This is a genomic window from Caulobacter sp. AP07, assembly GCF_000281955.1.
In the GTDB taxonomy this organism is placed as follows: Bacteria; Pseudomonadota; Alphaproteobacteria; order Caulobacterales; family Caulobacteraceae; genus Caulobacter.
This window is the reverse complement of record NZ_AKKF01000165.1, coordinates 1-13,036: the sequence shown is the minus strand read 5'-3', so window position 1 is coordinate 13,036 and position 13,036 is coordinate 1. Positions and strand designations below refer to the sequence as shown.

Below are 13,036 nucleotides of genomic sequence, written 5' to 3'. Positions count from 1 at the left end.
GGCCGGCGGCCTGCCGGTCAAGGACCGCCGCAAGGTCATCCTCTACGGCCTCGGCGCGGCCGTCGTGCTGCGTATCGGCTTCGCCCTGATCACCACCTGGCTGCTGGGGGTCATCGGCCTGCTGCTGGCCGGCGGCGTGCTGCTGCTGTGGGTGTGCTGGAAGATGTGGCGCGAGCTGCGCGAGCAGATCACCCACGACCAGGAAAACGCCCGGGCGGTGCTGGACAACGATCCGACCACCGAACCCCGCGCCAAGCCGGCCAAGAGCTTCAAGCAGGCTTTCCTGCAGGTGCTGATCGCCGACGTCTCGATGTCGCTGGACAACGTCCTGGCCGTGGCCGGCGCGGCCCGCGAGCACCCGGCCATCCTGGTGTTCGGCCTGCTGCTGTCGATCGTGCTGATGGGCGTGGCCGCCAGCGCCATCGCCAACCTGCTGCACAAGCACCGCTGGATCGGCTTCGTCGGCCTGGCCATCGTGCTCTACGTGGCCCTGCACATGATCTGGGAAGGCCACCGCAGCGTGGTGATGGATCTGCACAAGACCACCGCCTACAACGCCGTCGCCCCGTCCTTCGTCGACATCACGCCGGACGAGGTCGCCGCGCACCGGAAGCACAGGTAGATGACGCGCACGGGATGGGTCGTCCGGCTGGCGGCGCTGAGCGGCTTCCTGTCGGTGGCGTTCGGGGCCTTCGCCGCGCATGGGGCCAAGGACGCCCGGGCCGCCGAACTGCTGCACACCGGCGCCCTCTACCAGATGACCCACGCCCTGGCGGTGTTCGCCTGGCTGGCGGTGCGATCACTTGGCAAGGCCGGGGCCGGCGGCAAGACCGGGCTCTGGACCCCGAGCCTGTTCCTGGCCGGCACGGTGCTGTTCTCGGGCTCGCTCTACGCCCTGGCGTTCGGCGCGCCGCGCGTCCTGGGCATGGTCACCCCGCTGGGCGGCCTGGCCTTCCTGGCCGGCTGGCTGCTGCTGGCCTGGCGGGCCGGAACCCTTTCCGACGACCGCGCTTAGGCCCGCGCCTTCAGCCGCAGGTCCTTGGGGACCGCCAGGCCGAAGATCGCCAGGCTGGACCCGATCAGGCACGCGAACATCACCGCCGCCACCGGCCGGGCGCTGCCGTCGTGCAGCAGGCCGCCCACCCATGAGGCCAGGGCTCCCGCCCCGAACGCGGCCCCGCCCATCAGGGCCGAGGTCGAACCGGCCCGGCTGGGATCGACGCTGAGCGCCCCGGCCATGGTGTTGCCGGCCATCAGCCCATAGCTCGACAGGGCCACGAACAGTAGCGGCAGGACGGTGAACTGCCCGCCCAGCCCGCTCCAGGCGGCGGCCACCAACAGGAAGGCCGCGATGATCGAGGCGATGCTGGCCCGCACCAGCACCTGGTCCGGCGTCGCGCGGCGCAGCAGCAGCCGGTTGACCTGGCTGGCCCCGATGATGCCGACGGCGTTGAAGGCGAAGATGATGTTGAACACCAGCGGCCGGTGGCCGTAGGTCCCCATGATCAGGTCCGGCGCGGTCGAGATGTAGGTGAACAGGGTCGCGCCGTTCAGCGCCCCGGCCACGCCGTAGCCGACCAGCCGCTTCTGGCGCAGCAGAGCGCCATAGGCCCGGAACGGGTTCTCCGAACGGGCCTGGATCGCGGTCGCCTCGGAGCGCGACTCCTTCAGCCCCAGCGCGATCCACAGGCCGATCAGCAGGCCGAACGCCACCAGCGTCCAGAACACCCCGCGCCAGCCGGCGAAGAACTGGATGACGCCGCCGAACTGCGGGGCCAGCACCGGAGCCAGGCCCATGATCAGGGTCATCAGCGACAGCACGCGCGCCGTGTCGGCGTGGTTGAACTTGTCACGCACCACCGCCCGCGCCACCACCGCCCCGGCGCAGCCGCCCAGCGCCTGGACGAAGCGGGCGGCGATCAGCACCTGGATCGACGGGGCCATGGCGCAGACCAGGGAAGCGGCGACATAGATGCCGATCCCCAGCAGCAGCGGCGGGCGGCGGCCGAAGCGGTCCGAGGCCGGGCCGTAGAGGAACTGGCCGATCGCCATGCCGGCGAAGAACGCCGCCAGGGTGGCCTGGGTGTCGTCGGCCCCGGCGTGCAGCGTCCGGGCGATGTCGGGCATGCTCGACAGGTACATGTCGATCGACATCGGCGCGAAGGCCGTGAGCGCGCCCAGCATCAGGACGAGCCGCCAGGGCGTGGCGGCGGGAGCGGGCTGGGCGATGTGGGTCATGGCGGCGCTTTTACGCCTGTTTTCCGCGAGGGTAAGACCTTGACCGTTCGAATCGTACGCTTGCCGGCTTCGGCGCGCCCCTTCAAGGTGATCGACAATAATATAAGCAGGAAACGCCATGCCCCAGCTCGCCCCTCCCATGCCGGACGTGGCCTACGCGTCGATCAACGGTGTCCGCATGGCCTATTACGAGGCCGGGCCGCGCCAAGGCGTGCCGATCGTGCTGTGCCACGGCTTTCCGGAATTCTCCTATTCCTGGCGTCACCAGATCGCGGCCCTGGCGGCGGCCGGGCGCTGGGTGATCGTCCCCGACCAGCGCGGCTATGGCCTGACGCAAGGCCCCGAGGCGGTCGAGGCCTATGACATGGAGCACCTGACCGGCGACCTGGTCGGGTTGCTGGACCACCTGGGCGTGGACAAGGCGGTGTTCTGCGGCCACGACTGGGGCGGCATCATCGTCTGGCAGATGCCGCTCATGCACCCGGACCGGGTGGCCGGGGTGATCGGCATGAACACCCCCTTCGTGCCGCGCCTGCCGATGGACCCGATCGCCATGTTCCGCCACGCCTATGGCGAGGACATGTACATCGTCCACTTCCAGAAGCCCGGCGTCGCCGACGCCCAACTGGCCGCCGACGTCGACAAGACCATGCGCTACTTCATGCGCAAGCCCAGCGGCAACGCCTCGGACTTCGCCGCCCGCCCCGCCGACCGCCGCTCGCTGGCCTTGCAGGACGGCCTGGCCCACTACGACCCGGCCGGCGATCCCAACCAGCTTCTTTCGCCCGAGGAACTGGCGGTGTTCGTCGAGAGCTTCCAGCGCTCCGGCTTCACCGGCGGCGTCAACTGGTATCGCAACTTCACCCGCAACTGGGAGCGCGCCGAGGGCCTGCCCACCCGCATCGACGGCGTGCCCTGCCTGATGATCATGGCCGAACACGACGTCGTCCTGCCGCCGTCGATGGCCGACCGGATGGGCGACCAGATCTCCGACCTGGAGAAGGTGCTGGTCGAGGGCAGCGGACACTGGACCCAGCAGGAAAAGCCGGAGCGGGTGAACGCGATCCTGGTGGAGTGGTTGGGGCGGCGGTTTCCGGTTCCCCAATAACCCCCAACACCGTTGTCATCCCGGCCGTAGCGCAGCGGAGCGCCGGGACCCAGGGCAACCGCAGTGCGCCGGCCCCTGGGTCCCGGACAGCCTCTGCGAGGCTTCCGGGATGACAACGCTTGGGGTGGCTGGAACGGCGGGCTCTGGGCGCCGCTGGATTGATCGCACTTTCATTCGTCATCCCCCGCTTTATGCGGGGGATGACGGAATTATTGGGCCGCCAGGATCCCCGCCCGCCGGCGCATCGCCGCCGCCATCTGCAACATCGCCAACGCCGAGACCTCGTCGCGTTCGGCGGCGCGCACGGTGTAGACCTGGGCCATCACCTGCAGCGAGATCACCTTGTCCAGGCCCTCGGGGCCCATCATCTCGGCGATGGCGCGGTCCAGCTCGGCCAACTGGCGCGGGGTCAGCAGCTCGAGCAGTTCTTCGTCGCTGAGGTCTTCGGGGTTGTTCATGACTCGGGAGAATACGGAAAAGCGGAAGCGGTTGCGATCATCGGCCGACCCTTTTCCTCACTTATGGGCCGCCATCGCCTCGACCACATGGGCGCGGTACAGCACGGCCAGCAGGTCGGTCTGGGTGACGATGCCCTGCAGGGTGCGGTCGGCGTCGACCACCACCGCCTCGTGCACCGCGCCGCTGGACAGCAGCGGCAGCAGGGCCTGGATCGGCGTGGTCGGGCGCACCCGGTGCACGAACGGGTCGATCACCGTCTCGACCTTGCGGTCGCGGTTGGCCTGAAGTTCGGCGCGGCGCACCAGGCCCAGCACCTTGCGATCGACGTCGATCACCGGCGCGGTGCGCAGGTCGTGCTCGCGCATGTAGCGCAGAGCGCTGTCGCAGCTCTGCTGCGGATCGACGGTGATGACGTCGGCCGACATGATGTCGCCGCACAGGATCTGGGCGTGCAGGCGCTGGTGGGCCTGTAGTTCGACCTGGCGGAACAGGGCGTCCAGGTCGTCGCGGCTGACGTCCAGCAGTTCGCCGTAGCGCGCTAGGGCCGCGTCCAGGTCGCCGGCGGTGAAGCCGGCCCGGGCGCTGGGCGGTAGGTCGGCGGTTCCGTGCGGGTTTGGCGGGGCGACCGGCGCGCGGTGCGGATAGGAGCGGCCCATCAGCCGGTGATAGACCATGCCGGCTCCCACCAGCAGCAGGGTGTCGAGGCCGACGGGGCTGAGGGCGAACAGCCAGCCCGCGCGGGCCGTCTCCGGTCCGCCCAGGCCGCAGATCAGCGCCACCGCGCCGCCGGGCGGATGCAGGCAGCCGGTCAGCGACATCAGCATGATCGCCATGGCCACGGCCAGCGGCGCGGCGATCAGCGGGTCCGGAAACAGATGCGCGCAGGCGATGCCCACCACGGCCGACAGCACATTGCCGCAGACCGCCGAGCGCGGCTGGGCCAGGGGGCTGGCCGGCACCGCGAACACCAGCACGGCCGAGGCTCCGATCGGGGCGATCAGCAGCGGCGAGGTCCACGGCCCGCCGCCGACGACCGCCCTGGCCACCACCCCGGTGACCAGCAGGCCGAGCAGCGCGCCCAGGCCGCCGCGGCCGATATCCGCCCAGCCGGCGGCGGTGCGCAGGCGCGGCGGCCAGGGGAGTCGCTGGATCATGCAACCCCGATACGCGACCATTGGCCCGAAATGAACCCCATTCCGGGCGTTCCCACGCCCCCCGAAACCGCGCTAGGGTCACGGGCATGGATCGTAACGCTTCCGCCTCCGTGATGTCGTCCGCCGGCCGCCGCGGCCTGTTTCGCGACATCGAGCCCTTCTCGTTCGGCTGGCTGAGCACGGACGGCCCGCACGAGATCTATTACGAGGAATGCGGCGCGCCGCGCGGCAAGCCGGCGGTGATCCTGCACGGCGGCCCCGGCGGGGCGGTCAACCCGACCATGCGGCGGTTCTTCGACCCCAACAAATGGCGCATGGCGCTGTTCGACCAGCGCGGCTGCGGCCGCTCGCGCCCCAACGCCAGCCTCGAGGACAACACCACCTGGAGCCTGATCGCCGACATCGAGCGGCTGCGCGAGCACCTGGGCGTCGAGAAGTGGACGGTGTTCGGCGGCTCATGGGGCTCGACCCTGGCCCTGGCCTACGCTCTCACCCACCCCGACCGCGTCGAGGGCCTGGTGCTGCGCGGCATCTTCCTGCTGACCCAGAAGGAGCTGCGCTGGTTCTACCAGGAAGGCGCCTCGATGCTGTTCCCCGACGCCTGGGAGCGGTTCCTGGCCCCGATCCCGCCGGAGGAGCGCGGCGACCTGATGGCCGCCTACCACAAGCGCCTGACCCATCCCGACCGCCGCGTCCAGGCCGAGGCCGCCGGCGCCTGGAGCCAATGGGAGGGCGACACCATCTCGCTGCGCGGCCCCGAAGCCCGTCCGCCCAAGTTCAACGAAGAAGACTTCGCCATCGCCTTCGCGCGGATCGAGTGCCACTTCTTCGCCAATGCCGGCTTCTTCGAGCAGGACGGCTGGATCCTCAAGAACATCGACAAGATCCGCCACATCCCGACCTGGATCGTCCAGGGCCGCTTCGACGTGGTGACGCCGCTGGACAGCGCCTGGTCACTGCACCGGGCCTGGCCGGAGGCCAGTTTCGAGATCGTCTGGGACGCCGGGCACGCCTCGACCGAACCGGGGATCATCGACGGGCTGGTGCGGGCGACCGACGCGGCGCTGAAGATTTAGGACCGGCGTTCTTTGATGAGTTCTCCGCCGCCCCCAACGGTCGTCATCCCCCGACTTGTTCGGGGGATGACGACCGTTGGGGGCTTGGCCGGTCCCTCACGCCCCGCCCAAGCTTGAAACAGCGCCCCCTCCCAACACTACGCGTCGGCCCCCTCCCCATGGGAGAGGGTTTCACGCCCCCTCATCACCAAGGTCTCCCAGACCGCCACGCCGATCAGCACCAGGGTCGTCGCCACCGACAGCACCAGCGGACTGACCGCCCCGCTCACCGGAACCAGGACCACCAGCCCGACCAGCCCCGCCCCGCGCGACGGCGACCACGCCTGGAACACCGCCTTCTTGAACAGCAGGCCGCCCAGCAGGAACAGGAACGGCCCGCCGATCAGGGCAGCGGCGGTCTTCGGGTCGGCATGGCCCAGGGGGTGGTGGATCACCCACTCGTCGCCGACCGCCGTGACGATGATCCCGGCGATCGGCAGGAGGTGCGTATAGGTATAGGCCACCCGCGCCACATGACCGGAGTTCTTGGCGTGGCGGATCGCCGTGCTGGCCGCCTCGGCGGTGAACGAGAAGTAGATCCACCACATGGCCAGGCTCCCGGCGAAGGCCGTGAGGAAGGCGGCGATCACCATCGGCGTCCAGGCGATGGCGGCGGTCGTCGCGCCCATCACCAGGATCGACTCGCCCAGGGCGATGATCGTGAACAGGGCGCAGCGCTCGGCCAGGTGACCGCCCTCGATGTCCCACTCGGTGGCCCGGACCCGCCCCAGGCCCGGGACCCAGAACCCCAGGGCCGGCGAGGCGTATTCCACCGCGATGGCCGCGCCCCACAGGACCAGGCGCCACGGTCCGTCCGCCAGTCCCCCCGCGATCCACAGCACGCCGGACGCGACGAACCACGCCGAGATGTGCTGGAACGTGCGCCGCAGGACGGCGTCGCCACGCACCGCCCACAGGGTGAACAGGCTGCGGCCCAACTGGATGAAGACGAAGGCCCCGGCGAAGGCCAGGCCCCGGTCCTCGAAGGCCCGCGGGATGGCCATGGTCATCAGCATCCCGGCCACCATGCCCACGAACAGCATGATCCGCACCGGCGGCCGCTCGGGGTCCAGCCAGTTGGTCGCCCAGGCGGTGTAGATCCACGCCCACCACACTGCCATCAGCAGCAGGCCGGTCTCGACCACCCCCTGCGGCGTCGGATGGGCGATCAGCCCGTGCGACAGCTGGGTGACCGCGAACACGAACACCAGGTCGAAGAACAGCTCGACATAGGTGACCCGCGCGTGGCCGCCGCCCTGGCGGTCGCGGAGCATCCGGTGGCTGAGCATGGCGGTTCTCCCCCTCTTGGCGACTCGCTCGCAGCCTAGAGCATTCGTCGCTCAGCTTGCCCCATATCTCCGCTCATCCCGGCATAGGCCGGGATGAGCGGAGTTTTTGCCGGATCGAACGTTTCGTCGTCCGGCGCGCTTTAGTCCGCATGGAACCGCGCGACCTTCTTCCCTATCGCACCCCGCTGGTCGGCGCGCTCGTCGCCCTGACGGTCGGGGTGACGGGTGGGCTGGCGCTGCGGACCGGGTCCCAGATCGGGCCCCTGGCGGCGTTCGTACCCACCCGCGACAGCCCGTACGCCGAGGTCGCCCCGGTCGCCTGGCCGAGAGGCAAGGTCCCCGACTACGTGATCGGCACGGACTTCCTCCAGGCCCAGCGGATCGACCAGCCGCCGGTCGTCGTGGCGTCCCATGAAGTCCCCGAATACGTCCCCGCCACCGGGCCTGACCCCGAGCCCGAGGCCCAGGCCCGGCCGATCCGTCCAAGCGAAGCCGAGCGCGACTGGCCATCGACCGGCGGCGACATCCTGGATGTCCGCTTGCCGGAAGACCTGCCCGTCCCACCGGAAGCGCCGCGCGCGCCCGAGGCGCCGGTCGCCACGCCCGCGCCCGCGGCGCTGGTTCGTCTGTACTGATCGCCTTCGCCGGGACGAGCGGACCCATTGGGGCGAAATCCCCGGCCCTCGCCTTGCAACCAACCCCTCCTCGGCAGGCGCGTGTTCCATTTCGCGCCATCGCAGCGGACAGGGCGGGTGGCGGCACAGCAGGACGACGACAGACCAGGCCTGCCGCGAACGCTCGAAGCGCTCGCCTGCGGCTTCGTGCTGTTCATGCTGTCCAACGCCTTCATCGGCCCGTTCCTCGACCCCCTACAGGCCGGCGGCGAGAACATCCCCGTCCTGCGGCTGATGTGGCTGCCGGTCTACGCCCTGATCCTGGCCCTGGCGGTGTGGCGCGCCCCGCGCCTGATGAGTTTCTGGCTGCCGGCCGGCGCGCTCAGCCTGCTGATCTTCTGGGTGTTCGCCTCGGCTTCCTGGTCGCTGGACCCGGGCACCACCAACCGCCGGGCCCTGGCGGCGGCCTTCACCACCCTGTTCGGGCTGTATTTCGCCGCCAGCTTCGACGGCAAGCGGATGGCCGAGATCCTGGCCACCACCTTCCTGGTCCTGGCCCTGGCCGGCCTGGCGGCCGCCGTCGGCTATCCCAAGATGGGCGTGCAGCACGACATCAACGCCGGCGACTGGCGCGGCCTCTGGTACGAGAAGAACCAGATGGGCGCGATGATGGTCTACGGCGCCCTGGCCGCCATGGCCGCGATGCTGGCCGGTTCCAGGCATCGCAAGCGCATGGTCGTCACCATCCTGCTGTGCGCCGCGATGATCGTGATGAGCAAGTCCAAGACCTCGCTGCTGGTGCTGATGGTCGGGCTGGCCGGCTCGTTCCTGCTGGCCGCCATGCGGCGCGGACCGGCCACGGCGGTGATCGTCGTCTGGCTGGGCGTCACCGTGATCGGCGCGGCGGTGATCGTCATGTGGCTGGCCCCCGAACTGTTGTTCAAGGCGCTCGGCAAGGACCCCTCCCTGACCGGCCGCACCGACATCTGGGCCGCCCTGCTGCGCCAGTCGGCCAAGGCCCCGATGACCGGCTATGGCTACGCGGTGTTCTGGACCCTGGAATCCGCCCCCGCCAACTGGATCCGCAAGGAGACCGGCTGGCTGGTGCCCACCGCCCACAACGGCTGGCTCGACATCCTGGCCCAGCTGGGCTGGGTGGGGGTGAGCCTCTGCGCCCTGATCCTCGGCGGCGCCTTGCTGGTCGGGCTGTTCCGCTTCCAGAGGCTGCGTGACGGCTATTGGGCGACGCTGTTCCTGGTGATCTTCCTGATGACCACCTTCTCCGAGAGCTTCATCCTGGAGCGCAACGGCATCGCCTGGGCCCTGGCCTGCGCGGCGGTGACCCGGCTGCTGGGCCCGGTCCTGGCCCAGGTCTCCGCGCCGAAATGGACGATGCCGCCGCTGTTCAACCCCTCGCCGCCCCTGGCCTGGAGCCTGGCTTCGCCCGACCCGGAGCCGGTCGTCTGGGCGGCGGCGACCTCGACCAAGCCGGTGGTTTTCGGCAGACGCGCGGTCTCGCCTTTCGGCGCCTAAAGCATCGTGCGGAAAAGTGGGGACCGGTTCTCCGCAAAAGCGATGCGAAAACATAAATCTAGAGCAAGCCGTGCGATTTCTATGTCGCGCGGCTTGCTCTAGCCCGCTACTGGAGCGGCATGACCGACTACACGCCCCAGCAGATCGTCGCCCGCGGCGCGCGCGCCGACGCCGAAGCCGCCGCCGACGCCATCGACAACCACCCGGGCCTCGAAGGCGCGACCTACTCGATCCTCGAAGAGGACGAGGACAAGGGCCTGTGGCGCATCGACGCCTTCCCGACCACCGACGAGGAGGACGCGGGCCTGCTCGCCGTCCTGGCCGGCTATCCGCTGAAGGTGGTGCGCGAGACCCTGGCCGACGCCGACTGGCTGGCCATGGCGCTGTCGGGCCTGCCGCCGGTGCGGGCCGGACGGTTCTTCGTCTATGGCATGCACGACCGCGGTCGCCTGCCGGCCAGCACCGTCAACCTGCGCATCGAGGCGGGCGCCGCCTTCGGCACCGGCCATCACGGCACGACAGTCGGCTGCCTGCAGGCCTATGACAGGCTGATCAAGGCGCGGAAGTTCAAGAAGGTGCTCGACGTCGGGGCCGGCACCGGCCTCTTGGCTATCGCCGCCGCGCGGACTGGATCAAGGATCGCCGTCGGCACCGACATCGACAAGCCCAGCGTGCGGATCTCCAAGGAGAACGCCAAGGTCAACCGCGCCAACGCCAGGTTCGTCCACGCCTCGGGCCTGAGCAACCGCCTGGTCACCGACAACGCCCCCTACGACCTGGTGTTCGCCAACATCCTGGCCCGGCCGCTGATCAGCCTGGCCCAGGACATCAAGACCGCCCTGGTCCCCGGCGGCACGGTGATCCTCTCGGGCCTGCTGCGCACCCAGGAGCGCATGGTCAAGGCCGCCTACATTTCGCGCGGCTTCAAGGTCGTCAACCGCATCCACCGCGACGCCTGGGCGGCGCTGGTGCTGCAACGGCCGTAGGGACAAAGGACACCCTCTCCCATGGGGAGAGGGTGTCCCAAGTACGGAACACCTCCCCCCTCCCCCACGTTTCTCCTCAGGGACATCTCTACAGGAGCAACGCCATGACCTATTCCGACCCCCACGTCCCGCACCCTGAGCACGTGGTCGAGGTTCGTCGCGAAGGCGGGACCACCGGCTGGTTCGTGGCCGGCGTCGTGGCCATCGTGGCGATGATCGCCGTGGCCTTCATGCTGGCGATCGGGGCCCGTACGCCCAGCGACGATCAGATCCTCCAGGCCCAGGAACAGGGCCGCGCGGCCGGCGTGATCGAAGGCGCCCAGACCGGCGCCGCCCAGGCCACGATCGTCGCCCAGCAGGCGGCCCGCGACGCCAGCGCCGCCGCCGACAGCGCCCGCCGCTCGACCGAGGTGACCGCCGCCAACGCCTCGCAGGCCGCCCACGACACGGCCGACCGCGCCGCCGCCTCGCGCGACGACACCCTGGCCCCGTCGGCCGACCCCAACATCCAGCCGCCCGCGCCGCAGCCGCGGCAATAAAACCCCCGACCCTGGCCCGCCCCTTTTCAGTTCGCCCCCTTTTCACCTTGGAGGGGCGGGATTACATCGAAGCATGCGCCAGACCTTCGATGAATCCACCGAGCCGTCCTTCGGCCCCCGTCACGTCCCGCTGATCCGCGCCGCCATGGCGCGCCAAGGCCTGGACGGCTTCCTGGTCCCTCACGAGGACGAGCACCAGAACGAGTACCTGCCGCCGGCCAACGACCGCCTGGCCTGGGCCAGCGGTTTCACCGGCTCGGCCGGGGCCGGGGTGATCCTCAAGGACCGCGCCGCCGTGTTCGTCGACGGCCGCTACACCCTGCAGGTGCGCGAGCAGGTCGACCAGGGCGTGTTCGAGATCCGCGACCTCGTCGAGGGCGGCGTCCCGGCCTATCTGGAGACCGCCCACAGGGGCGCGGTGATCGGCTACGACGCCCGCCTGCACAGCCCCCAGGCCCTGGACTCGCTGAAGGCCGCCGCCCACAAGGCCGGCGCCGCCCTCAAGCCCGTGGCCGTCAACCCGATCGACGAGGCCTGGGGCGCGGAGCGTCCCGCCCAGCCCGCCGCGCCGGTCGTGCCCCAGCCCGTGCAATATGCCGGCGAGGAATCGGCCTCCAAGCGGGCCCGCGTCGGCGCGGCCGTCGCCGCCCTGGGGGCCGACGCGGCGGTGATCACCGCCCCGGCCTCGATCGCCTGGCTGTTCAACATCCGCGGCGGCGACGTCATCCGCTCGCCCCTGCCGCTGTCGCAGGCGGTGGTCCGCGCCGACGGCTCGGCCCGGCTGTTCCTCGACCCGGCCAAGGTCACGGGCGACCTGCCGGCGTGGCTGGGCAACCAGGTGTCGCTGGAGACGCCGGACGCCCTGGATGGCGCCCTGGCCGAACTGACCGGCAAGGCCGTGCTGGTCGATCCGGCGCAATCGTCCGCCTGGTACTTCGACACCCTGGCCACCGCCGGCGCCAGCGTGGTGCGGGCCATGGACCCCTGCACCCTGCCGCGCGCCTGCAAGAACCCCGTCGAGATCGCCGGCACGGTCGAGGCCCACAAGCGCGACGGCGCGGCCCTGACCCGGTTCCTGCACTGGCTGGCCACCGAAGGGCAGATCAATCCGCCCGACGAGAAGGAGGCGGTCGCCAAGCTGGAGGCCTTCCGCGAGTCGACCGGCGTGCTCAAGGACCTCAGCTTCGACACCATCGGCGCGGCCAACGGCCACGGCGCCCTGCCCCACTACCGCCCGACCGAGCGCAGCAACCAGCGGGCCGCGATGGGTTCGCTGCTGCTGGTCGACAGCGGCGGCCAGTACCTGGACGGCACCACCGACGTCACCCGCACGGTGGCGATCGGCGAACCCACCGCCGAGATGGTCACCCGCAACACCCTGGTCCTCAAGGGTCACCTGGCGATCGCCCGCCTGCGCTTCCCGGCCGGCACCACCGGCTCGGCCATCGACGCCTTCGCCCGCGCCGCCCTGTGGAGCCACGGCCTGGACTACGACCACGGCACCGGCCACGGCGTCGGGGTCTATCTGGGCGTCCACGAGGGCCCGCACCGGATCTCCAAGGCTCCGAACACCGTGGCCCTGCAGCCGGGCATGATCGTCTCCAACGAACCCGGCTACTACAAGGACGGCGAATACGGCATCCGCATCGAGAACCTCGAGGTGGTGATGCCCGCCGAGCCGGTCGGCGACGGCGACCGCCCGATGCACCGCTTCCAGGCCCTGACCCTGGCTCCGATCGACCGTCGCCTGGTCGACAAGAGCCTGCTGTCGCCCGAGGAGATCGCCCAGTTCGACGCCTATCACGCGCGGGTCGTGAAGGAGATCGGGCCCCGGGTGGAACCGGACGTGCGGACCTGGCTGGAGGAAGTCTGCGCGCCGCTTTAGGGCGCGTTATTGAACCCTCTCCCAATGGGAGAGGGAGGGGCCCACGCCGCAGGCGTGGGAGGGTGAGGGGTTTGGACGTCGGCCGGCGTGCCGGCAGGGCGTTGGGGATGAGCGGT

Annotated in this window: 13 protein-coding genes; 9 read left to right on the top strand and 4 right to left on the bottom strand. The window is 70.3% G+C overall.

The features are described from left to right. Together PMI01_RS14220 and PMI01_RS14215 are read left to right on the top strand one after the other, a co-directional pair. Nucleotides 1-622, top strand: a 622-nt coding sequence (locus tag PMI01_RS14220; RefSeq protein WP_007669864.1) for a YjbE family putative metal transport protein, incomplete at its 5' end; no start/stop codon positions are given. Then, nucleotides 623-1,015 carry a DUF423 domain-containing protein gene (locus PMI01_RS14215; RefSeq protein ID WP_007669862.1) on the top strand — a complete coding sequence of 131 codons (393 nt, stop codon included), beginning with the start codon at nucleotides 623-625 and terminating at the stop codon, nucleotides 1,013-1,015. Here the strand turns inward: PMI01_RS14215 and PMI01_RS14210 are convergent. Next, nucleotides 1,012-2,238, bottom strand: a complete 1,227-nt coding sequence (locus tag PMI01_RS14210) for a multidrug effflux MFS transporter (protein ID WP_007669860.1) — start codon at nucleotides 2,236-2,238, stop codon at nucleotides 1,012-1,014. The two genes, PMI01_RS14215 and PMI01_RS14210, sit on opposite strands and share 4 nt — an antisense overlap. A 118-nt stretch (nucleotides 2,239-2,356) precedes the next feature. Between PMI01_RS14210 and PMI01_RS14205 the strand changes: the two genes are divergently transcribed. After that, entirely contained in the window at nucleotides 2,357-3,346 is a 990-nt protein-coding gene (locus PMI01_RS14205; protein WP_007669857.1) for an alpha/beta fold hydrolase, read from the top strand. 209 nt (nucleotides 3,347-3,555) lie between these two features. Here PMI01_RS14205 and PMI01_RS14200 read toward each other — a convergent pair whose 3' ends face one another. Further along, on the bottom strand, nucleotides 3,556-3,804 hold the full coding sequence (locus PMI01_RS14200) for a hypothetical protein (RefSeq protein ID WP_007669855.1): 249 nt from the start codon (nucleotides 3,802-3,804) through the stop codon (nucleotides 3,556-3,558). 57 nt (nucleotides 3,805-3,861) lie between these two features. Beyond that, nucleotides 3,862-4,959: an HPP family protein gene (locus PMI01_RS14195; RefSeq protein WP_007669853.1), complete on the bottom strand. Its 1,098-nt coding sequence runs from the start codon at nucleotides 4,957-4,959 to the stop codon at nucleotides 3,862-3,864. Nucleotides 4,960-5,045: 86 nt separating this feature from the next. On the opposite strand from PMI01_RS14195, the gene pip reads away from it, so the two are divergent. Further along, a complete protein-coding gene (pip, locus tag PMI01_RS14190; RefSeq protein WP_007669851.1) occupies nucleotides 5,046-6,035 on the top strand; it encodes a prolyl aminopeptidase in 990 nt (329 codons plus the stop codon). 137 nt (nucleotides 6,036-6,172) lie between these two features. On the opposite strand, the gene PMI01_RS14185 is transcribed toward pip, so the two are convergent. Beyond that, entirely contained in the window at nucleotides 6,173-7,363 is a 1,191-nt protein-coding gene (locus tag PMI01_RS14185) for a low temperature requirement protein A (RefSeq protein ID WP_007669849.1), read from the bottom strand. Between the two features lie 149 nt (nucleotides 7,364-7,512). Here PMI01_RS14185 and PMI01_RS14180 point away from each other — a divergent pair, with 149 nt between their 5' ends. From PMI01_RS14180 to PMI01_RS14160, 5 genes are all read left to right on the top strand, one after another. Continuing rightward, nucleotides 7,513-7,998: a hypothetical protein gene (locus PMI01_RS14180; RefSeq protein ID WP_007669848.1), complete on the top strand. Its 486-nt coding sequence runs from the start codon at nucleotides 7,513-7,515 to the stop codon at nucleotides 7,996-7,998. 117 nt (nucleotides 7,999-8,115) lie between these two features. After that, nucleotides 8,116-9,510 carry an O-antigen ligase family protein gene (locus PMI01_RS14175; RefSeq protein ID WP_007669846.1) on the top strand — a complete coding sequence of 465 codons (1,395 nt, stop codon included), beginning with the start codon at nucleotides 8,116-8,118 and terminating at the stop codon, nucleotides 9,508-9,510. 119 nt (nucleotides 9,511-9,629) lie between these two features. After that, entirely contained in the window at nucleotides 9,630-10,496 is an 867-nt protein-coding gene (locus PMI01_RS14170; protein WP_007669844.1) for a 50S ribosomal protein L11 methyltransferase, read from the top strand. A gap of 104 nt (nucleotides 10,497-10,600) precedes the next feature. Then, nucleotides 10,601-11,035, top strand: coding sequence for a hypothetical protein (locus PMI01_RS14165; RefSeq protein ID WP_007669842.1), 435 nt, complete (start codon nucleotides 10,601-10,603; stop codon nucleotides 11,033-11,035). A 73-nt stretch (nucleotides 11,036-11,108) separates the two neighbouring features. Continuing rightward, nucleotides 11,109-12,920 carry an aminopeptidase P family protein gene (locus PMI01_RS14160; RefSeq protein WP_007669840.1) on the top strand — a complete coding sequence of 604 codons (1,812 nt, stop codon included), beginning with the start codon at nucleotides 11,109-11,111 and terminating at the stop codon, nucleotides 12,918-12,920. Nucleotides 12,921-13,036 lie beyond the last annotated feature (116 nt).

Excerpts from the sequence above, each read along its gene's own strand:
- PMI01_RS14215 (WP_007669862.1), top strand. The coding sequence starts at position 623 with ATGACGCGCACGGGATGGGTCGTCCGGCTGGCGGCGCTGAGCGGCTTC.
- PMI01_RS14160 (WP_007669840.1), top strand. The coding sequence starts at position 11,109 with ATGCGCCAGACCTTCGATGAATCCACCGAGCCGTCCTTCGGCCCCCGT.
- PMI01_RS14185 (WP_007669849.1), bottom strand. The coding sequence starts at position 7,363 with ATGCTCAGCCACCGGATGCTCCGCGACCGCCAGGGCGGCGGCCACGCG.
- pip (WP_007669851.1), top strand. The coding sequence starts at position 5,046 with ATGGATCGTAACGCTTCCGCCTCCGTGATGTCGTCCGCCGGCCGCCGC.
- PMI01_RS14170 (WP_007669844.1), top strand. The coding sequence starts at position 9,630 with ATGACCGACTACACGCCCCAGCAGATCGTCGCCCGCGGCGCGCGCGCC.
- PMI01_RS14200 (WP_007669855.1), bottom strand. The coding sequence starts at position 3,804 with ATGAACAACCCCGAAGACCTCAGCGACGAAGAACTGCTCGAGCTGCTG.
- PMI01_RS14165 (WP_007669842.1), top strand. The coding sequence starts at position 10,601 with ATGACCTATTCCGACCCCCACGTCCCGCACCCTGAGCACGTGGTCGAG.
- PMI01_RS14210 (WP_007669860.1), bottom strand. The coding sequence starts at position 2,238 with ATGACCCACATCGCCCAGCCCGCTCCCGCCGCCACGCCCTGGCGGCTC.
- PMI01_RS14195 (WP_007669853.1), bottom strand. The coding sequence starts at position 4,959 with ATGATCCAGCGACTCCCCTGGCCGCCGCGCCTGCGCACCGCCGCCGGC.
- PMI01_RS14180 (WP_007669848.1), top strand. The coding sequence starts at position 7,513 with ATGGAACCGCGCGACCTTCTTCCCTATCGCACCCCGCTGGTCGGCGCG.
- PMI01_RS14205 (WP_007669857.1), top strand. The coding sequence starts at position 2,357 with ATGCCCCAGCTCGCCCCTCCCATGCCGGACGTGGCCTACGCGTCGATC.